Source organism: Streptosporangium oxazolinicum, assembly GCF_039537505.1.
Taxonomy (GTDB): Bacteria; Actinomycetota; Actinomycetes; order Streptosporangiales; family Streptosporangiaceae; genus Streptosporangium; species Streptosporangium oxazolinicum.
On the sequence record NZ_BAABAQ010000001.1, the window covers coordinates 462,035 to 482,389 of the forward strand.

Sequence of the window (20,355 nt, forward strand, 5' to 3'; positions counted from 1 at the left end):
GCGTCTTCGTGGCGGGACATATAGTTGGGCATCGTGATCCCAACTGTCTTCTTCGGCCGCCTGCACGTTGACCTGTGTCGGCTCGCGGCCGGGCTGTGTCGGGCCTACCGTCCGTGATCGTGACTTCTCCGTAGGCCGTACGACGGCCACGACGCGCGACGTCCGCGCCCAGGCTTCGACTCAGATTCGACTCAGCGACTACCAAGGATATGGGACAAAGGTCACTTTCCTCCGCCGAGTGGAACGCGAAAAGACTATGCGTGACCCCGAGGATCTAGCATGGAAAAAAGAATGTGCCACGAGCAACGGCGCCCTGTCGCGTCGAGGAGGACTGAGCTGTGACCAAGCAGGTTCAGCAACTCGACCGCGTGATCATCCGGTTCGCCGGAGACTCCGGCGACGGCATGCAGCTGACCGGTGACCGCTTCACCGCCGGGACCGCGGAGTTCGGCAACGACCTGTCGACGCTTCCCAACTTCCCGGCCGAGATCCGCGCCCCCGCGGGCACCCTGCCGGGCGTGTCGAGCTTCCAGCTCCACTTCGCCGACCACGACATCCTCACGCCGGGCGACGCTCCCAACGTCCTGGTCGCGATGAACCCCGCCGCGCTGAAGGCGAACCTCTCCGACCTGCCGCGCGGCGCCGACCTCATCGTCAACACCGACGAGTTCACCAAGCGCAACCTGCAGAAGGTGGGCTACGCCGTCAGCCCCCTCGAAGACGACTCGCTCGCCGAGTGGCGGGTCCACCCGGTGCCGCTGACCTCGCTCACGGTCAAGGCCCTCGAAGGCTTCGCGCTGTCCAAGAAGGACGCCGAGCGGTCGAAGAACATGTTCGCCCTCGGGCTGCTGAGCTGGCTCTACCACCGGCCCACCGAGGCGACGATCCAGTTCCTCGAGACCAAGTTCGCCAAGAAGCCCGACATCGCCAAGGCCAACATCGCCGCCTTCCAGGCGGGCTGGAACTACGGCGAGACCACCGAGTCCTTCTCGGTCTCGTACGAGATCAAGCCGGCCAAGCTGGCCCCCGGGGTGTACCGCAACATCTCCGGCAACCAGGCGCTCGCCTACGGCCTGATCGCCGCCTCGGTGCAGTCGAGGCTGCCGCTGTTCCTCGGGTCGTACCCGATCACCCCGGCCAGCGACATCCTGCACGAGCTGTCCAGGCACAAGCGGTTCGGCATCCGCACCTTCCAGGCCGAGGACGAGATCGCGGGCGTCGGGGCGGCGCTCGGCGCCGCCTTCGGCGGGGCGCTGGGCGTCACGACGACCTCGGGGCCGGGTGTCGCGCTGAAGGCCGAGACCGTCGGCCTCGCGGTGACCACCGAGCTGCCGCTCATCGTGGTCGACGTGCAGCGCGCGGGTCCCAGCACCGGCATGCCCACCAAGACCGAGCAGACCGACCTGCTGATGGCCATGTTCGGCCGCAACGGCGAGTCGCCGCTGCCGATCGTGGCGCCCTCGACCCCCTCCGACTGCTTCGACGCGGCGGTGGAGGCGGTCAGGATCGCGGTGAAGTACCGCACACCGGTCATGCTGCTCTCCGACGGCTACCTCGCCAACGGCTCCGAGCCGTGGAAGCTGCCCGACGCCGCCGACCTTCCCGACATCTCCACCGAGTTCGCCTCGGGGCCGAACGGCGAGGACGGCGTCACCTTCCTGCCGTTCAAGCGCGACGCCGAGACCCTCGCCCGCCCCTGGGCGATCCCCGGCACCGCGGGCCTGGAGCACCGGATCGGCGGCATCGAGAAGGCCGAGAACACCGGCAACATCTCCTACGATCCCAACAACCACGACCGGATGGTCCGGGTCCGGCAGGCCAAGATCGACGGGATCGCGAACGACATCCCGCCGCTGGCCGTGGACGACCCCGACGGCGACGCCCGCGTGCTGGTGCTCGGCTGGGGGTCCACGTACGGGCCGATCGCGGCGGCCGTGCGGCGCATCAGGAGGGCCGGGGGCAAGGTCGCCCAGGCCCACCTGCGGCACCTCAACCCGCTGCCCGCCAACACCGGCGAGGTGCTGCGCGCGTACGACAGGGTGCTCCTGCCGGAGATCAACCTCGGCCAGCTCGCGCTGCTGCTCCGCGCCCGCTTCCTGGTCGACATCATCAGCTACAACCGAGTGCGCGGGCTTCCGTTCAAGGCCGAGGAACTTGCCGGCGTGATCCAGGACGTGATCGACAGTGAGTAGTGCTGAGTTGCCCGAGGTGTCCGTCCCCGGAAGGGGCGGGGCGCTTTCGCTGGTCCCGAAGTCCGAGGTGAAGCTCGGCATGAAGGACTTCAAGACCGACCAGGAGGTGCGCTGGTGCCCCGGGTGCGGTGACTACGCCATCCTGGCCGCGGTCCAGTCGTTCGTGCCGGAGCTCGGGCTCAAGCGCGAGAACATGGTGTTCGTCTCGGGCATCGGCTGCTCCTCCCGGTTCCCGTACTACATGGACACCTACGGGTTCCACTCGATCCACGGCCGCGCCCCGGCGATCGCGACCGGCCTGGCCGCCTCGCGTCCCGACCTGTCGGTGTGGGTGATCACCGGTGACGGCGACGCGCTGTCCATCGGCGGCAACCACCTCATCCACGCGCTGCGCCGCAACGTCAACCTGAACATCCTGCTGTTCAACAACAGGATCTACGGCCTGACCAAGGGCCAGTACTCCCCGACCTCCGAGATCGGCAAGATCACGAAGTCGACCCCGATGGGCTCGCTGGACAAGCCGTTCAACCCGATCTCGCTCGCCATCGGCGCCGAGGCCTCCTTCGTGGCCAGGACCATCGACTCCGACCGCAAGCACCTCCAGTCGGTGCTGCGCGAGGCCGTCGAGCACCGGGGCACCTCCCTGGTCGAGATCTACCAGAACTGCAACATCTTCAACGACAACGCCTTCGAGCAGCTCAAGGACCCGGAGCAGCGCGACGACATCACGCTGCGCCTGGAGCACGGGCAGCCCATCGCCTCGGCGTCCAAGGCCGTGCGCAGGGCGGCCGACGGCGGCATCGAGGTCGTCCCGAGGTCGGCGGTGAGCGAGGACGAGATCCTCGTGCACGACGTCCACCGCGCCGACCCTTCGCTGGCCTTCGCGCTCTCCCGGCTGGACGAGCCCGCCTTCGAGCACGTCCCGATCGGCGTCTTCCGCAACGTCGACCGTCCCTCCTACGACGAGCTCATGGCCGAGCAGCTCCAGGAGGCCGTCAGTGAGCGGGGTCCCGGCGACCTGAACGACCTGCTGCTCGGCGGGGACACCTGGCGCATCGGCTGACCGGAGACAACCGCACGACACCACACGGCAGGGCCCGCTCTTCGGAGCGGGCCTTCCGCTTATGAGCCACAAATCCCCCCGAACCAGGAGAAAGCGCATGGCCGACCCGGGAGCGGAAGAGTACTGGCGGGCGAGGCCCGTGCTGGTGACGGGGGCCGGAGGCTTCATCGGGACCCACCTGGTGCGACGCCTGAGCGCGCTCAGCGCGCGGGTGCACGCGGTCGGCCGCCGTCCCAGGGAGAGCTCGGACGGCGAGACGTGGCACGTCGCGGACGTCGCCGACGCGGGCGCGGTCGAGCGGCTCGTCGGCTCGACTCGCCCCGCCGTCGTGTTCCACCTGGCCAGCGAGGTCGCCGGGGCGAGGGATCCGCGGCTCGTGCTGCCGATGCTGCACAGCAACCTCACCGGCGTGGTCAACCTGCTGACGGCGGTCGCCGAGGTTCCCGAGACCAGGGTGGTGCTGGCGGGCTCGCTGGAGGAGCTCCGCCCCGAGGAGGGCGACAGGGCGCCGTCCTCGCCGTACGCGGTGTCCAAGTGGGCCGCCGACGGCTACGCGCGGATGTTCCACCACCTGTGGGGCGTCCAGGTCAGCAACCTGCGGATCGGCATGGTCTACGGGCCGGGCCGCCAGGACACCCGGAAGCTGGTCCCCTACGTGACGCTGTCGCTGCTGCGCGGGAGCGAACCCGAGCTCGGCAGTGGAGCGCGCCACCTCGACTGGGTGTACGTCGACGACGTGGTCGACGCCTTCCTCGCCGCGGGCGAGACCCCGCACGCGGCGGGCCGCGCCTTCGACATCGGCACGGGGACGGGCACCTCCATCCGCGACACCGTGGAACTGCTCTCCCACATCGTCGGCGGCCGGGCCCGCCCCCGCTACGGCGCGCTCACCGACAGGGCACTGGACAGCGCGAGGATCGCCGACCCGACCGCCGCCGCCGAAATCCTCGGCTGGCGGCCCGCCGTGGGACTTGAGGAGGGCCTGCGCAGGACCGTCGACTGGTTCGCCCACGAGAACGGCTGAACGAGCGGCTCGGCCGGGCACCCTCACGCTCCCAGGTCGAGGTTCTCGGCTGGCGGCCGACTTCGGGCCTCAGCGAAGAAGCCTTCACCGCTTGGCGTCACCAGGAACGGTCCGCACCTGCGAACAGTCAAAAAAGGACAAGCTGGTAGAGGCGAAGCGGGTGGCCTGCTCCTCTGATCAGAAAAGCACTTCCTTGCTGCTGCCTTAATGCCAGGGTTAAGCTATGGATGGAGCTGGATGGCAGATCGTGCTGGTTGCCGAGGTCGCCAACTGGTACGACCGGTTATGCCAGGACGACTGGGACAGCGCCGAGCAGGTTGAAAACGCCATAGACATGTTGGCGCAGGTCGGGCCGACGCTTGGCCGACCGCTGGTGGATCGCGTCAAGGGAGCCGACAACCACCATTTGAACGAGCTGCGACCTGGTTCGTCAAAAGGGAGTGAGATCCGCATTCTGTTCGCATTCGACCCGGTTCGCCGGGCGGTGCTGCTGGTCGCGGGTGACAAGGCCGGCAACTGGGGCCATTGGTATGACACAAACGTACCGATAGCGGAGAAGCGGTACGCCGAACACATAGCGAAACTGGCTAGCAGGGAGTACGAATGAGCGCGGTCAACTGGGATGAGGTGAAGCAGCGGGCGCGGGAGCGGCGCCAGGCTGCGGGACTGCCTGTGCAATCGGATGCCGAGAAGTCCGCCGCGATGGAGCATCTCGCCGCGGAGGTCAGGGCTCACAAACTCGCGGAGATCAGGCGTGAGCGGGATCTGACCCAGCGCGACGTAGCCACCACCATGGGGGTCTCCGGCCCGAGAGTCTCGGCCATCGAACACGGCGAGGTCGACCGTGTCGAGGTGGCGACCCTGCGCTCCTATGTCGAGGCCCTTGGCGGGCGACTGCGCGTGGTGGCCGACTTCGGTGACGTCGAATACATCGTGGCGTAACTCGCACGACGTTCGACATCCTCCGACGTGGACGTCTCCAGGCCGTCCGCCGGGATCTGCCGATCGTCGGTAAGGCTCGTGCCATGGTGCGCGAGACCCTCGTCGCCTGGGAGCCGCACCACCTCGTCTACGACGTCGTCCTGGTGGCCGACGAGCTGCTCGTCAACGCGATCATCCACGGCGAGCCCGTGGTCAGGCTCTCCCTGTGGGCCCGCGCGGATGAGCTCCGGATCCAGGTCACCGATCGGGGTCCCGGGCAGCCCCGCCACCTCGCCCTCGACGCCGGGGCCGTCCACGGTCGCGGTCCGGCCATCGTCGGAGCTCTCGCCCATGACCACGGCGTCGCTCCTCTCCTTGACCGTCCGGGCCCGCTGGCGTCTTCAGGACAGAGGCGTGATCCGGTAGATGTGGTGGGAGTACTCGGCGGCGAAGGAGTCGGTGAACCTGCCCTCGCCGTCGACGGGGATCGTCCGGTTCTCGAAGAGGACCTCGGCACGGGTGGTCCGCAGCCCGCGCGGCAGGGTGAACGCGCGCCTACCGGGAGTCGCGTCCGCGCCGGGCATCGCGAAGACGTAGTACGAGCCCCGATGGTGTTTCAGCATGGTGTCGAGGCCGGGGCCGAAGCGGTGCGCGTACGACTGGGTGTTCAGCACCGGGGCCAGTTGCCCGATGCGCCGGTTGACCTCGGCGACCGCGGGCCTGACCTTCCGCCCGCAGCTCTCCCGCAGGACGTGCTGGGAGTGGCACGGCCCGCCGAAGTTGTGGTTGAAGTAGATGATGCCCCGGGCCTCGTGGATCAGCGAGCTCATCACCGCGCCCGTCACCTGCCGCGGCTGGATGGCCCGGGTGTCGTTCTCGGCGGGCCAGCCGACCTCGACGAAACCGTAGATCGGCTGGCGACGGCCGTCCAGCACGTCCAGCTCGCGCTGGCGGTCGAGGACGGCGCCGTAGTTGGCGGCCCTGCGGCACCGGGAGACCGGCAGGGACAGGAAGTTCTGCCCGTCCAGGCAAACGCTCGCGCTGGTGTACCAGTAGACGTCGGAGGAGACGACGTCGGTGAAGCGGTTGACGAACGCGGCGGCGTCCGCGTCCCTCTCCCACATCATCACGCCCTTGCCGTAGTTGGCGTAGTGCATCCTGCCGTCGCCCTTCGGGACCCTTTCCTTCCGGGTACGCAGCACGGTGAACCCGCATCCCCTGTCCTCGGGGACGCACAGGGGTCCCTCGCCGGGGTGGTTGCCGGTCCACCCGGCGTCTCCGGCCTTCGCCCACATGTCGACCTCGTCGTTGAGCAGCCAGCCCACCGTCTCCTCGCCGTAGCCGGTCAGCGGAGCGCTCGTCACCGCCGACATGCCGTTCTTCCGCACCAGCGCCATGTCGCTGGTCCCGGTCAGCTCCACGTAGGTGTTGATCCCGGCGGCCCGGTCCTTGTCCACGTCGGCCTGGGTGATCACGGACTCGAACCAGACGCCCACGGGGAAGAACGACGGGTTCGTCCAGCCCGCCGCCGCCGGTGCGGCGAACCGCCCGTAGTAGGCGGGACCCCCCTCCCACGGCACCCGCGCGGCCGTCGCGGGAGGACCGGCGGCCGACCAGACGCCTGCCGGAGGGGTCGCCGTCTCCGGGAGGGCACCGGCCGACGCGCTCGCGAGCGGGCCCCGGCCCTGGCTCGCGGGCGCGTCGATCAAGGTGAGCCCGAGCACCGCCACCGACACCGAGACGGCTCCCACCACGGCCAGCAGCGGTCGCCTGACCCGCCGTCCCGCCGTCCGCGCGTGGTTTCCAGATCTCATGATCCTGTCCTCCTCATCGCGGACCCGGCGGCAGCTCGGCGAGCGCCATCAGCCGCGCGGCCCGCGACGACCAGGAGGCACCGAGCACGGATCCCCGCATGGTGTCCGCCGGCTGCAGGCCCCCGTCGCGCAACGTCGCGCGAACAGCCTCGACGAAGAGGCCGCCGTCTGCCGCGATCCGTACGCGGTCGGCGTAGTTGGCGAGTTCCTGGAAATCGGTGCTGACCACCGGCAGGCCCAGCGCGAGATACTCCTTGAGTTTGATCGGGTTCGAATTCCTGATCCACGGATTGTCCAGCCACGGCATGATCGCGACATCGAACCCCGATCCGTACGCGGGGATCCGCTCGTACGGCCTGAATCCGAGCCAGTGGACGTTCGGATGGCGGGTGAGCCGTTCCATCGGGACGGTCGCGTCGCCGATCAGGACCAGCGAGACGCCGGGCAGCTCGACGGCGATCCGTTCGAGAAGGTCGAAGTCGACGAGATAGTCGTCCAGCGCGCCGAAGAAACCCACCCTCGGCCCGGGGATCGCGCGGAGGTCGGCGGGCTGTTCACTCTCCGGGCGCCGCCGGAAGTGGTCGGTGTCCACACCGTGGTCGAGGAAGTGCGCGCGGTCTCCGGTCACGCCGCTCTCCTCGCCCATCAGCGCGGTGCTGACGTAGACCACGTGGTCGGAGCTTTCGAGCAGGCCGCGTTCCAGCGCCTCGATGGTCGGCCGGTCGGACTCGGGGAACGACGAGTGCCGATCGGAGCGGTTGAACACCAGCGCGCGCCTGCGCATCGGCCGCACCACGTCCCACGCCGTGGGGATGGTCACCATGATCACGGGCCGGTGCAGTCCCAGTGCCCGCGAGACGGCGAGCACCTGGGCCCGGACCAGCAGCGCGTTCACCCGCCTGGCCAGCGGCGACCCGTAGAAGGGCAGCGGCAGCGGGGACATCACGTAGAAGCCGGGCAGCTCCCGCAGCGGCCTCCTGACGAGCATCGCGACGCTGCGCAGCTTGCGCCCGACGCGCCGCAGCACCTGCGTTGACCTGCCCAGCATCGGCATGCGCATCCCGATGCTGTTGACCACGAGGACCTTCCGGTGGGCGGCGACCGAGCGCATGAGCTGGAAGTCCGAGTGCGCCCGGTTGTGGTACCACCAGTCCTGTGCCGAGAAGCAGACGTAGCCGGGAGAGGGTGCCTTCTCAGCCGGAGAGGACCCGTCCCGGGTCAGAGAGGCAGTCGCGGAGGCGCCCTCCTCGTCGGGCAGGAGCGGCCACTCGCGCAGGGGGACCAGCTGGCGCAGGGCGGCCCGGTGCCGCCTCCCGCCCGCCCCACCCCTGGCGACCGCGCGGACCAGCTCGTTGAGCCCGACGGCCAGCCGCATCAGCTGCCCGCGCGGGCGGCCGTACCGCTCCCGGTGCATCCGGACCCGGTTCGCCGACGACAGCGCCCACAACCGGCTCGACGTGGACTGCTCGCCCCCGAGATGTACGGCCACGGCACGGGGCTCGTACCGGACGGCGAACCCCGCCTCCCCCGCCCTGAGCATGTACTCGGTCTCCTCCGAGTACAGGAAGTAGCGCTCGTCGAGGGGGTCCAGGGCGTCCAGGCACGCGCGGGAGACCATCCAGGCCGCGCCGGACACCCAGTCGGCCGTCTGCGGCCTGCCGTAGGCGGCCGGGTCCACGACCAGCTCGCCGAGCGCCGGGATCCGCCCGGCCGTGTGCCCGCCCAGCAGCGCCTCCCCGAGTGCCCTCGGCACGGTGGGGCGTCGGCGCAGGGAGAGGTGGAGCCTGCCCGTCTCGCCGGTGAGGCGGGGGGCGGCGATCCCGGTTCCCGGCAGGGCGAGCGCCTGCCTGAGCAGGAGCACGGAGCCGGGCGTGAGCCGGATGTCGGGGTTCAGCACCAGTACGTCGCAGCCGTCCGCGGCGGCGATGCCCGCGTTCACCCCGGCGGCGAAGCCCGCGTTGCGGCCGGTCTGGATCACCTCGGCCTCCGGCGCGACCCGGCGCACCCGCTCGACGGTGTCGTCGGCCGAGGCGTTGTCCACCACCACGACCCGTGCCGGACCGGCACCGGCCAGTGCCGCGTCGAGCGAGCGCAAACAGCCCTCGACGACCTCGCCACTCGAATACGTGACGATCACTATGGCCAGCGGAGGCCAATCTGGAACAGCCATGCGGGAGCCGTTTCTCATGGGGGAGGACCACACCGGGAAGGCGGTCGCGCCGGAGGGCGGGAAATCACCGGTCGTGCGGGGCGTCTCAATGTCGGAAGAAAAATCACCTGTCATGCGCGACGCCCCGATATCGGAATCACCGGTCATACGTGGCGTCTCAATGTCGGGAGAAAGATCGCCGGTCATACGTGGCAGCTCGATGTCGGGGGAAAAGTCGCCTGTCATACGTGGCGCCTTGACGTCAGGCGGGTGCGCAGGGCACCCGCGAGGAGGGTGATCGCGAACGGCGCGTCGTCGCGCAGGTAGCGGCGGGCCAGGCGGCGCGGTTCCAGGGCGAGTCGGTACAGCCACTCCGCGCCCACCCGCTGGACCGGCCCCGGGGCACGGCTGAACCGTCCGGCCGCCATGGGGATCCCGGCTCCGCAGCCGAGATACCAGGCGTCGGGCAGCTCCGCCCTGAGGGCCTCGATGACCCTTTCCTGCCTGGGGAAGCCCAGCCCGACGAGAACGAGGTCGGGAGCGGCGGCGACCACCCCCTCGACCGCCTCGCGTACCCCGTCCGGCGTGCCGTCGAATCCGAAGGGAGGCGAGCAGGTGCCCGCCACGCGCAACCCCGGGTAACGTCCGGCGAGGACCCGCGCCGCGGCCTCCGGCACGCCCGGCTCCCCTCCGAGCAGATAGACCGAACGGCTCTCGCGCGCGGCCCGCCCGGTCAGGGAGTGTACGAGCGAGGCACCGGTGACCCTTCCGGGAACCGCCAATCCGGCGAGCCTCGACGCCCAGACCACCGGCATGCCGTCGGCGACCACGATCTCGGAGCGGGTGACGAGGTCCGCCAGTGCGGGGTCACGCGTGGCGGCGCGGACGATGTCGACGTTCGCGGTGACGATCGCGCCGCCGCGCCCCCGCCGCCACCCGGCCGCCACGTGGTCGAGAAGCTCCGCCTCGCTGACCGCCATAACCTCGACGGCCCCGACCCGGACGCGCGCGAACCCCGCCCCGGCCCTCTCCGGCGCCACAGAGCGCGGCTCCGGCAGGGACGGCCGGTCCGCGAGAGGAACGTTCTCCGGGGTACGCCGACCGGTACCGGTTCCCGCTCCCCCACAGCCCAAAGACTCGGCACCGTTTCCCGCCCCCTCATGGCCCGAAGACTCCGTACGCGGACCAAGACCGTTTCCCGCTCCCCCATGGCCGAACGGTTTCGTACGCGAGCCAAGACCGTTTTCCCCTTCTTCATGGCCGGGCGGGTCAGGGGTCGGAAAAATGGGCGTATGAGAGTCGAACGCGCCGAGATCGACGGTGTCCTGCTGTTCGTCCCCACCCAGCACAGGGACGACCGCGGGCTGTTCACCCGCACCTTCGACGCGACGCTCGCCGCCGCCCACGGGTTGCGGCCCGACGCGTTCGTCCAGGACAGCCAGTCGCGGTCCCGCCTGGGGACGATCAGGGCCCTGCACGGCCGGGGCGGCCGGGGGGAGGCCAAGCTCGTCCGGTGCGCCCGCGGGGCCGTGCACGACGTGCTCGTCGACGCCAGACCGGGCTCCCCGACCTTCGGCCGCCAGATGTCGGTGGTTCTCGACGATGAGACGTTCGTTCACCTCTACGTTCCTCCTGGCTTGTTGCACGGCTATCAGGCACTGACCGATCAGGCCGACGTCTGCTACCGGATCGACCGGGAGCACGATCCCTCCGAGGACCTCGCCGTCCGCTACGACGACCCCGATCTCAGCATCCGGTGGCCGCTGCCGGTCACCGCGATCAGCGAGCGCGACCTGGCCGCGGGCTCCTGGGCGGACCTGCGCGACCGGCTGGCCGGGTGACCCTCCCGGCGATCTCACCGGCCTCCTCATCGATCTCCCCGCCCGGTTTCTCCGGCGGGCCTCTCCGGTGGCCGGAGGGCCGGGGCCCGCGCCCGCCGCGTGGCGCGCAGCAGCGAGCCGGTAGCCCCGATGATCAGGAATGACAGGCCCGTCACGGTCGCGAACGAGCGCAGGTCGAACGTGGCCGCCCCGACCAGGGGGACGACCAGGCACGCGGCCAGGGTGAGCCCCAGGTCCCGTACGGCGGGGTCGGAGCTGAGGCGGCGGACACGCAACGCCGCCCAGATGCCGGTCAGGAAGATCCCGGAGAAGGTGGCCATGCCGATGACCCCGGTCTCCACCAGCGACAGGATGTACTGGTTGTCGAAGATCAGATGCTTGGGCGCGTACCAGGTGCCCAGTCCCCTGCCGACCCAGAAGCGGTTCCCGATCTCGGTGGCCGCCACCGCGTAGTCGTGTGTCCTGTACTGGATGCTCGAATCGCTGGACAGGCTGGTGAACAGCCCCAGGAAGACGCTCATCAGGCCGGGCACCGCCACCTTCATCCCCACCAGGAAGCCCACGCCGCCAAGCGCCGCCCACAGCCTCCTGCGCGCGGGCCACCCGGCGACCAGTACCACGCCGACGACGGCGAGCCCGAGGACCGCCGACCGCGAGACGGAGAACATCAGCCCGACACCGATCAGCGCGCAGCAGACCCACCACCGCAGGGAGGGTTCACCCCGGTCGCGGGCGCCGAACGCGTAGTGCAGCGCGAGAGGGATGATCATCGCGCAGACGACGCCGAGTTCGATGGGGTGTCCCGTGGTGGCCGCGACCCGGCGCAGGGTGTTCCGTTCGAGGATCGCCGGAAGCTCCGAGGTGAAGCGGAAACCGGGAAAGGCCAGGTACTTCGTGAGGTCGAATTCGAGCACGAACTGAAGCGCCGCGATGACCCCCACCGCCGCACCGGAGATCACGAGACACCTCAGGACGAAGTCCAGCCGCTCCCGGCCCCGGATGCCGTCGCACGCCCCGAGCCCGATGCCCACCGTCGCCACGACGAGGACGATGCTGTGGTCGGCCATGTCGAGCTCGTCGGGCGGCAGGTAGGCGGCGCTGGCGTACCCGTAGGTGGCCAGCATCGCCGTGGTGTACATGAACAGCGCGGTACGTACGGGGTTGGAGCCCTTGGCCGCGCCGAGTGTGGTGGTGAGGTGCGCGCAGAACCACCACAGCGCGGCGAAGAGCCCGACCGCGTCGGCGGGTGTGAGCGAGAAGGGCAGGCCGCGGAAGACCAGCCGCGCCGGAGACAGCATCAGGACCACCGCGAACGCGGCGGCCAGGGTGGCCCCGTCGGCACCGCGGAGGCCGGGACGGTCGAGGGAGTCGAGGGAGGCGACGGGCGCGGGGGCCGGGACCGTGGGAAACGTGCGAACCACGGGAGCCCTCACCGCCTCAGGAGGGAGGGCTCGGCGGGCAGCCCGGACGCCGCCACCGGCACCCCGCGTCTCCGCTTCCGGGCGTCCAGGAAGCTCTCCAGGGAGAACACCGCGGCGAGGCTGGCGAGCACCCCGAGCAGCAGTGCGGCGGCGGCCCCGCGCGTCTTCCCCCCGCGCTGGGGTTGCGGCTCCGTCGGCGGCACCATCTCGTTCATCGTGATGTAGGTCGCCAGGGGCGCGTTGAGCTGCCGCTGGCGACCGGCCAGCTCGACCCTCGCCCGGTCCCTGACCCGCGTCACGATGTCCCGCGCCCCGGACGGCGACATGCTCGTGCCTTCGATGTACACGAACGGCCCGCCGTCCAGCGCCTCCGGGTTGGTGCCGCCGTTGGTGGCCGTGAAGGTGGTGTCGCCCTCGGGCCGAACGCCGAGCGACTCCGCCGTCTCCGGCGCGCTGATCACCTGGATGAGGATCGAGGCGGACATGCTCAGGCCCCAGTCGAAGTTCAGCAGGGGATTGGTCAGCCCGTTGGGACGTTCGGGATCGCTCGGCAGGCTTCCGCCGGTGGGCGGGATGGTCAGCACGAGCACCGCGTTCGAGACGTAGAGCGTCGGGATCGACGAATAGACGCCCAGCGCGGCGCCGATGGACAGCAGGAACGCCGGTAGGGCGACATACCAGCGCCGTAACACGATGAGTACGGCCCCCCAGAAGTCCACGCGTTTCCCTTCGTCCTGCCTGTCGCCGTCGCCTGCTTGTCGCGGTCGTCCGCTCGTCGTCTGCTTGTCGCGGTCGCCTGCTCGTCGTCTGCTTGTCGCGGTCGCCTGCTCGTCGTCTGCTTGTCGCGGTCGCCTGGTCGTCGTGGTCGCCTACTTGTCGCGGTCGTCGCCCCCGGTGCGCAGGACCGCCACGGTGTCCGGATCCTGTGGGTCCTCCCGCTTCCCGCCGTCCGCCACGACGCCGACACCGGAACCGGAATCGGGACCGGCCTCCGTAAGGTCGCCGTCCTCCCAGCCGGAGGGCTCGCGCGACGCGGCGCCCTCCAGCGCCGGGGTGGCGTCCGTGGCCGGGCGGGGCTCGCCGGCCCACCCGGCATCGGACCTGCATCGGAACACCCTCCGGCGCTCCACGGCGTACGCGGCACCGAGGCCGAGAAGGACGACGACGAACGACGCCCCGCCCGCGGCCTGCCACGTGCCGCTCCGGTCCATCGCGGGGTAGGCGGCCGGTACCACCTCGACGAACCCGATGAAGGTGGGGCGGGGGGCGCCGAGCACCTCCTGCCTGCGCACCAGCTCGGTCCTGAGACGGAACTGGGTCCTGGCCATGACGGTACGGGTGACGTCGACGGAGTCGCTCTCCACCTCCACGTACACGAACGGGCCGTTCATGAGGATGCCCAGCATGGTGGGGTTGGTGCGTCCGTCGTTGATCGTGACCTCGACGGGACCGTCCTTCACGATGCCCAGTTCCGTGGCGACCGCCTCGGTGTTCATGGACAGGATGAGGATGCCCGCCGTGGTTCTCAGACCGTCGCTGAACTGCAGCAGCGGGTTGCTCCGTCCCAGCGGCTTGGCCGGGTCCGTCGTCCCTCCGGCGGGAGGCGTGGTCAGCACCATGGAGGCGCTCGACACGTAGCGCGGGGGCACCAGGAAGAAGACGGCCACGGCGGCGAGGAGCGCCAGGGCGACCAGCGGAAACCCAACCCGCTTCCTTCTGGCGAGGTCGAGGACGGTCTTCCAGAACTCCACTACGTCGTCCCCGCTCTCCCGAGCGCGCCAGCCGCCCAGGACACGATGCTTGTTGATCGCAGCACACGAACTCCTTGTCAGTACGGGCGTCACGACGGCGTGGCGATGGCTCCGCCGCTCACCCGGCCCTGGTCAGGGCCTCCGCCTCGTACTCCAGCGCCAGTTCCTCCGGCATCGGGTCGAGGTCGGAGGAGCGTACGAAGTCACGCAGGGTGGTACCGGTGCACTCCGCGTCCACGTTGCGGGCGCCACGGCGGGTGCGTACGTCGTCGATGTGCACCGTGCGGAAGTCGATGCTGAAGCGGGTCCTGCCCGAGGTGTTGGGCACCGTGGAGTGCAGCTGGGCTCCGGAGAACACCATGACGCCCCCCGGCTCCGGCACCACCCGCACCTGCGGGTCGAGCACGACGGCCTCCTCGGGACGAGGCTGGTCCCTGGTGTCACCGCGTACGTGCTGGGCGGCGGTGACCCGGCTGGTCCTGTTCCACTCCGCGTAGTCGTAGCGCGCGCTGCCGTTGCGCACCGGGCTGCCGAAATACTGGGGATGGAAGGCCATCACGTTCTCCGGGACCACCTCGTAGACGGGGATCCACCAGTTGAGCTGGTTGAACGGGGCCGAGTACCAGCAGTCGCGATGGGGGTGGAAGGCGTAGGAGATGCCGGAGGTGAGGTAGTCGTGGGAGGTGGAGGTGCGAAGCCGGGGCACGTCGAAGTAGGTGCGGTCCAGGTCGCAGCCCAGCTCCTCCAGCACCGAGGGCAGCAGTTCCTTGCACCGGGGGTGATGGATGAACCGGGGCTTGAGCCGGGCGAGCAACGCGGCGAACTCCTCGACCGGCATGTCGAACTGGGCGGTCTCCGGGTCACGCTCGCCGAACGCCTCGGCGATCAGCTCCCTGGCGAAGGCGGCCAGCAACGCGGAGGCGGGCGTCGCCGAGTAGACGAAGACCTGCCCTTGGTAGAGCAGTTCCCTGCGCGTGTCGTCGTCCACCACGCTGTTGGAGAAGACGGTGGTCACGGGGTTCTCCTTTCCGGGATCGATGAAGTCGGGGAGATCGCCGGAATTCCGGCGACCCCGGTGTCGGTGGTTCCGGGCTCTGTCGTCCCGGGCTCCGGAAATCGGGAGTCGGGTTCCGTGGTTCCGGGAGTCGGACATTGGGAGTCGGGAGGTGACGGCCCCGCCCTGGTGAAGGGACATCGCTCACCGCCCGCCGGGGACGAGCCCCGAGGCGATCAGCGCGAGCCTGCGGCCCCGGCGGGCCGCGGTGAGCCGCTGGCGACGCGCGTACATGCCGACTACGGCCGCGCGGGCGCGACGGTGCTGGTCGGCGGTGAGACCGGCCCCCCGCAGCCAGCGGAACAGCTCCCCGCACTGCAGGAGGGTGGAGCAGCGAGCCCGCCAGGGCGGTACGTCGAGGCGCCGGGCGATCGCGGACAGGGTGTCGTGCTTCCAGTTGCGGTGGGCGAGGACCTCGGGGACGTGTCCCCACGGTCCGGCCAGCGCGAGCTTCGCCGCGAACACCTCGTCCTCGCGGAGCATGTTCCGCCGGGGGATCCTCGCCAGGGGGTCGCGCCGCAGTGTGCCGTACAGCGGGTCGATGAGCAGGTGGCTCTCGTTGAGCAGCCGCAGCATCTCGGCGAACCGCTCGACCGGGTCGTCCGAGGCCAGGCCGGAGCGGTCGAGGGGAGCGGTGGTGACGGTCCCGTCGGGGCCGGTGTAGGCGACCTGCGTGGTGACCAGGACGAGCCGGTCGTCCTCGGCGAACACCTGGAGGGACCGGGAGACGCACGCGGGCTCCAGCCGGTCGTCGTCGCCGACCCAGCGGAAGAACGTGCCCTCGATCAGCGCGGTCGTACGGACGAAGTTGTCGAACAGGCCCACGTTCTCCGGGTGCCTGCGGTAGAGGATCCGGCGGTCGGTCGCGGCCAGGTCGCGGCAGATCTCCTCGGTGCCGTCCGTGGACGCGTTGTCGGAGATCACCAGCTGGAGGCGTTCGTGGTCCTGGCCGAGCACCGAACGGACCGCGCCCTCGATCCGCCCCGCCCCGTTGCGTACGGGGAGCACGATGGACACCAGCGTGTCGGAGTTCTCCATCCGGTCTCTCCTCTCGTGGGTTCGTAGGTTCCTGGGTTCGCGGGTCCTGCCGGCGGTCAGCGGGCGCGGGCCGGGATCACCCGTGCGCCGAACCGTTTGAGCCGCGTCACGGGTACGACGACCAGGACGTACGCGAGCAACCCCCCGCCACCGGCCACGCAGAGCCGGACGAACGCGGAGCCCGCGGTCACCCCGCCACCCGTCACCTCATCCGTCACCCCGCTCGTCAGACCGGCGAGCGTCACCGTGACGGCCGCCGCGACCACCGCGCCCAGCAGCGGGCGTACCAGGGCCGGGAGGACGGGTGCCAGGCGCACCCCGGCACGGCTCAGCACCAGCGCCGCCACCGGCAGGGCGACCAGGACACCGGCCAGCGCGTGCCCGATCGCCGCGCCTCGGATGCCGTACCAGTGCGTGCCCGCCCACAGCGCGGGTACCAGCGTCACGGCCCAGCCGAGGTTCATCCACACGGTGGCCCTGGTGGCGCCCGCCGAGGTGAGGATGTCGAAGGCGAGGGAAATGAGCATCCGCACGACCATCAGGACCGCCAGCAGCGCCAGGACCCCGGCGGCCGGAGCCCACTTCTCGCCGTAGAGGAACGCCACGATCTCCGGGGCCAGCGTGGCCGTCACCACGGCGACCGGCAGCACGAACGCGACCAGCAACGGCACCGAACGCTGCACCCCCAGCGACAGCGACTCCGGCCGCTGCTCGGCCAGCCGCGAGAAGCTGGGCACGGTGACGTACCGCAGGGCGGTCCCGATCACGCTGGGCACCCAGCTGGAGACGTTGAACGCCAGCAGGTAGAAACCGAGGGCGACGGGGCCGAGCACGGCGCCGACGATGACGTAGTCGGCGTTCATCAGCACCGCCTCGATGCCGAGTCCCAGGGCCAGCGGCGCCCCGAACCGCAGGAGCCTCACCGCCACCTCCCGGTCGAAGCCGAGGCGGAACGGCAGCCCGGCCCAGGCGAGCACCAGCGCGCCGGTGACCGTGTTGGCGGCCACCTGCCCGCAGGCGAAGCTGTAGGCACCGGCGCCGTTCGCGGCGAGCGTGACGGCCACCCCGGCGTTGACCAGTGAGCCCGCGATGTTGGCCTTGGTCAGCCTGTCGTGCCCGAAGCCGCGCATCAGCGAGCCCGCCCGCACGGCGGTGACGCCGTCGATGAGGATGATCGCGGTGAGCAGCCGGACCACCGGGGTGGCCTCCGCGCTGCCCGCCAGCTCCGCGAAGTACGGGGCCACCACCCAGAAGATCCCGTACATCCCGGCGCTGAACGCCATGGCCATCACCGTCGCCGTCGGCGCCATGTCCTCGACCCTGCCCCGCCACTGCACGGTGGCGGCGATGATGCCGACGTCGTTGACGTGCATGACGAAGGTGGTCGCGGCGAGCGCGATGGCGTAGAGGCCGAAGTCCTCCGGTACGAGCAGCCGGGCGAGCACGAGTCCCGTGACGAAGGTGGTCGCCTTCGTCCCCAGGTTGCCCAGGAGACTCCAGCGCAACCCGCGACCGGCCTTCCTGCCGATCGTCCCGACCTGCTCACCTGCCGTGCCGACGCCATCGGCCCCGCCGACCGAGTCGGCCTCACCGGCCGTACCGACCGCGCCCGTCTCGCCGCCCGTTTCGTGGAAGGACCCGCTCAACGGGGCTCCTCGACGCGTTCGAGCCAGATCTCCCGCCAGAACGGCACGAACTCGCGCGGGCAGCTGACGTTGTACGCGCCCGCGCAGACGACGCCGTCCAGGATGATGCAGGGGTTCTTCATCCGCAGCATCCGGCCGGTCTTCTCGTCCAGGCACCTCTCGACGCGGGCACTCACCCGCGCGACGTGGCCGCAGTAGCGCGACATCTCCTCCTCGAACCCCATGCCGCGGTTGAGCAGGCCGTCGTTGAGCGTCCTGAGGATCTCCTCCTTGGACTTGACCCGGACGAGCTCTCCGGGCCGCAGGTCCAGGGTGAGCGTCGGGGTGGTGGCCCCCGCCTCACCCCTGACGAACCCCCAGCGCATCCCGCCCCTGATCCACAGCCATCTGGGCAGGACGCGCTTGCTGGCCCGCTGGAAGCGGTTGAACAGCCCGACGAGGAACGAACGCAGCATCCAGGGCACGCCCACGTTCCCGGTCCGCACGTCGGCGACGTACTGTCCGACGTCCTTGAACGGCAGGCAGGTGGGCGCGGCGCGCAGCAGCTCGGTCGCCTGGCAGGAGAAGCGCTCCTCCCCGTCGGGGCCGGGCTCCTTCCTGGTGGCGGCCCGCAGGATCGGCAGCAGGGGCCTTCCCTCGGCGAGACCGTTCCCCGCAGTGGGGCTCGTAGCGGGATCCGTAGTGGGACCCGCAGTGGGATCCGTAGCGGGATCCGTGACGGGAGAGTCCGGGGAGGCCGGGTCCACCCGCTTGAGCCAGGCCTCCTTCCAGTAGAACTGGCAGGCCGTCTGGCAGCCGCCGTGCGCCCGCCCGTCGCAGCGGGCCCCGGTCAGGTGGACGGCACGCTCCATCCGCCGCATGCCGCTGCTGCTGATCGTGTCGCAGAGCTTGTGCGCCACCTTGTGCACCGTGAGCCGCCGCCCGCAGAACGCCAGCATCTCCGGCATGAAGGGCAGCTCGTCCAGCTCCCCCCTCTCGTCCAGCGTGGCCATGATCTCGGCCTCGCCGAGCACCTCCACCGTCTCGCCGACCCGGAGGTTGAGCGCCCCGCCCGCCCTGGAGCCCGCCCGGGAGCCCGTCACGACCTGGAACCGCGTCACAGCGAACACTCCTTGAGAAGTCCCGAACCGCGAAGGGCCCGTGCCGCCTCCGCCACCGCGCCGAAGGGAAGATCCGACCGTTCCGCGATGTCCAGGAGGCTGTGCCTCCCATCGGAGAGGTTCAGCACCCACAACATCGCCATCTGGGTCTCCTTCGTGTCGCTGCGCCCGCCCAGCGACCCGTACAGGCCCCGCCTGCCCAGCTGCGGTTCCCCGTACGGGCTGAGGTTGAGGTAGGCGCGGTTGCCCTCGAGCACCCGGGTGACCTCCCAGCAGGTCTCCAGGGTGTCGGCCATCGCCTCGGGGGAGACGAAGTCCGGGTCGTCGGCGGAGGTGTGGTACTCCGGGTAGCCCGCGTACGGGGTCCTGGTGAGCGAGCCGACGGGCAGGTCGAAGCCGGGCGAGCAGAACTGCCGCTCGTCGTAGCCGTACGGGGAGAAGTCCACGACCGTGTGGGCGCGCCCCGAGCTCCGCAGGACGTGCCGCACGGCCCTGTCGATCTCGGCGTCACCCCGCCTGCTGCGCTTGTACGTCAGCGGGCCGCGGTCTCCCGCGCAGGCCAGCACCAGGCCGTGCCTGATCCGCCCGATGCGTTCCCGGTTGCGCGCCAGCCAGGTGATCGCGCCGATGGTGCCCGGCGCGAACAGGAAGCGGTAGGTGTACCACGGGTCGGACCCGGCCAGCCGCCGGGCGAGCCGGACCGCCACCGCGATCCCCGCCAGGTTGTCGTTGGCGAGCGAGGGGTGGCACACGTGGCAGGAGACGAGCACCTCCTCGGCGACCCTGCCGGGCACCACGTACTCGCCGTAGGTCAGGTGCCCGTCGGCGAGCGTGGAGTCGATCATGACCTCGTACGGCCCGTCGGGGAGCCCCTCCAGGGTGTCGTGGGCGAGGCAGAAGCCCCACGTCTCCGCGTAGTAGCTCGTGCGGTACGGGACCAGGGTGGGCTGCTCGGGGAGCGTGTGCAGGTGCCCGCGCAGCTCGTCCAGGGACATGGTGGCCGCCACCGGGACGCTGTAGCCGACCACGTGCAGGTTCGACGCGGCGAAGTCGACGACCCTGGCCCCCGAGGCGTCCTTGACGTAGGCGTCGCGGATGTTCCACTCCCTGGGCACCGTCCAGTCGAGGACCTGGGTGCCCGTCGGCACCTCGCGGACCTGAAGGCGGAGGGACTCCCCGACGATCTCCAGGGTGCGGCGCACGCCGTCGCCGGTGATGCTCCTGCAGAGCGGGTAGAGCCGCTCCACGAGGGCGTGCATCTCGCGCGCCTCGTCACCGCTCCCCGCTCCCGCTCCCGCTCTCGCTCCCGATGTCGGTGTCGGTGCCGGTGCCGGTGCCGGT

The 20,355-nt window shown here is 70.5% G+C and carries 18 protein-coding genes and 1 pseudogene; 8 read left to right on the forward strand and 11 right to left on the reverse strand.

Features of this window, described 5'->3' with window-relative positions; all coding sequences use genetic code 11:
- The first annotated feature begins 33 nt into the window (after window positions 1–33).
- The 7 genes and pseudogenes from ABD817_RS39520 to ABD817_RS39525 all read left to right on the forward strand — a co-directional run.
- On the forward strand, window positions 34–117 hold the full coding sequence (locus ABD817_RS39520) for a putative leader peptide (protein ID WP_425583263.1): 84 nt from the start codon (window positions 34–36) through the stop codon (window positions 115–117).
- Between the two features lie 221 nt (window positions 118–338).
- Window positions 339–2,192 (forward strand): 2-oxoacid:acceptor oxidoreductase subunit alpha, encoded by a 1,854-nt coding sequence (locus tag ABD817_RS02170; protein ID WP_344914409.1) that lies wholly within the window; start codon window positions 339–341, stop codon window positions 2,190–2,192.
- A gap of 79 nt (window positions 2,193–2,271) precedes the next feature.
- Window positions 2,272–3,255, forward strand: a complete 984-nt coding sequence (locus ABD817_RS02175) for a 2-oxoacid:ferredoxin oxidoreductase subunit beta (protein WP_425583228.1) — start codon at window positions 2,272–2,274, stop codon at window positions 3,253–3,255.
- A gap of 97 nt (window positions 3,256–3,352) precedes the next feature.
- A complete protein-coding gene (locus ABD817_RS02180; protein ID WP_344914411.1) occupies window positions 3,353–4,279 on the forward strand; it encodes an NAD-dependent epimerase/dehydratase family protein in 927 nt (308 codons plus the stop codon).
- A gap of 247 nt (window positions 4,280–4,526) precedes the next feature.
- Window positions 4,527–4,886, forward strand: coding sequence for a type II toxin-antitoxin system RelE/ParE family toxin (locus tag ABD817_RS02185; RefSeq protein WP_344914413.1), 360 nt, complete (start codon window positions 4,527–4,529; stop codon window positions 4,884–4,886).
- A complete protein-coding gene (locus tag ABD817_RS02190) occupies window positions 4,883–5,221 on the forward strand; it encodes an XRE family transcriptional regulator (protein ID WP_344914415.1) in 339 nt (112 codons plus the stop codon). Before ABD817_RS02185 ends, ABD817_RS02190 begins: the two co-directional genes overlap by 4 nt.
- 83 nt (window positions 5,222–5,304) lie before the next feature.
- A pseudogene (locus ABD817_RS39525) lies at window positions 5,305–5,547 on the forward strand (ATP-binding protein); the annotation flags it as partial.
- A 54-nt stretch (window positions 5,548–5,601) separates the two neighbouring features.
- Here the strand turns inward: ABD817_RS39525 and ABD817_RS02195 are convergent.
- The 3 genes from ABD817_RS02195 to ABD817_RS02205 all read right to left on the reverse strand — a co-directional run bounded on the left by ABD817_RS02195 (window position 5,602) and on the right by ABD817_RS02205 (window position 10,143).
- Window positions 5,602–7,014 carry a hypothetical protein gene (locus ABD817_RS02195; RefSeq protein WP_344914417.1) on the reverse strand — a complete coding sequence of 471 codons (1,413 nt, stop codon included), beginning with the start codon at window positions 7,012–7,014 and terminating at the stop codon, window positions 5,602–5,604.
- 13 nt (window positions 7,015–7,027) lie between these two features.
- Entirely contained in the window at window positions 7,028–9,184 is a 2,157-nt protein-coding gene (locus tag ABD817_RS02200) for a glycosyltransferase (RefSeq protein WP_344914419.1), read from the reverse strand.
- A gap of 221 nt (window positions 9,185–9,405) precedes the next feature.
- Window positions 9,406–10,143: a WecB/TagA/CpsF family glycosyltransferase gene (locus tag ABD817_RS02205; RefSeq protein ID WP_344914421.1), complete on the reverse strand. Its 738-nt coding sequence runs from the start codon at window positions 10,141–10,143 to the stop codon at window positions 9,406–9,408.
- Between the two features lie 312 nt (window positions 10,144–10,455).
- Here ABD817_RS02205 and ABD817_RS02210 point away from each other — a divergent pair, with 312 nt between their 5' ends.
- Window positions 10,456–11,004 (forward strand): dTDP-4-dehydrorhamnose 3,5-epimerase family protein, encoded by a 549-nt coding sequence (locus tag ABD817_RS02210; RefSeq protein WP_344914423.1) that lies wholly within the window; start codon window positions 10,456–10,458, stop codon window positions 11,002–11,004.
- Window positions 11,005–11,030: 26 nt separating this feature from the next.
- On the opposite strand, the gene ABD817_RS02215 is transcribed toward ABD817_RS02210, so the two are convergent.
- The 8 genes from ABD817_RS02215 to ABD817_RS02250 all read right to left on the reverse strand — a co-directional run bounded on the left by ABD817_RS02215 (window position 11,031) and on the right by ABD817_RS02250 (window position 20,273).
- Complete coding sequence (locus tag ABD817_RS02215; protein ID WP_344914425.1) at window positions 11,031–12,425, reverse strand: O-antigen ligase family protein; 1,395 nt, start codon at window positions 12,423–12,425, stop codon at window positions 11,031–11,033.
- Window positions 12,426–12,433: 8 nt separating this feature from the next.
- The gene (locus ABD817_RS02220; RefSeq protein WP_344914427.1) at window positions 12,434–13,144 is read right to left on the reverse strand and encodes a hypothetical protein; all 711 of its coding nucleotides are present in this window, start codon (window positions 13,142–13,144) and stop codon (window positions 12,434–12,436) included.
- 150 nt (window positions 13,145–13,294) lie between these two features.
- A complete protein-coding gene (locus ABD817_RS02225) occupies window positions 13,295–14,176 on the reverse strand; it encodes a hypothetical protein (protein ID WP_344914429.1) in 882 nt (293 codons plus the stop codon).
- A gap of 118 nt (window positions 14,177–14,294) precedes the next feature.
- Window positions 14,295–15,191: a phytanoyl-CoA dioxygenase family protein gene (locus tag ABD817_RS02230; RefSeq protein WP_344914431.1), complete on the reverse strand. Its 897-nt coding sequence runs from the start codon at window positions 15,189–15,191 to the stop codon at window positions 14,295–14,297.
- Between the two features lie 183 nt (window positions 15,192–15,374).
- Window positions 15,375–16,268 carry a glycosyltransferase family 2 protein gene (locus tag ABD817_RS02235; protein ID WP_344914433.1) on the reverse strand — a complete coding sequence of 298 codons (894 nt, stop codon included), beginning with the start codon at window positions 16,266–16,268 and terminating at the stop codon, window positions 15,375–15,377.
- 56 nt (window positions 16,269–16,324) lie between these two features.
- Window positions 16,325–17,914, reverse strand: a complete 1,590-nt coding sequence (locus ABD817_RS02240) for a lipopolysaccharide biosynthesis protein (protein ID WP_344914435.1) — start codon at window positions 17,912–17,914, stop codon at window positions 16,325–16,327.
- Window positions 17,911–19,014, reverse strand: coding sequence for a hypothetical protein (locus ABD817_RS02245; protein WP_344914437.1), 1,104 nt, complete (start codon window positions 19,012–19,014; stop codon window positions 17,911–17,913). Before ABD817_RS02245 ends, ABD817_RS02240 begins: the two co-directional genes overlap by 4 nt.
- Window positions 19,011–20,273 (reverse strand): DUF4910 domain-containing protein, encoded by a 1,263-nt coding sequence (locus ABD817_RS02250; RefSeq protein ID WP_344914439.1) that lies wholly within the window; start codon window positions 20,271–20,273, stop codon window positions 19,011–19,013. Before ABD817_RS02250 ends, ABD817_RS02245 begins: the two co-directional genes overlap by 4 nt.
- Window positions 20,274–20,355 lie beyond the last annotated feature (82 nt).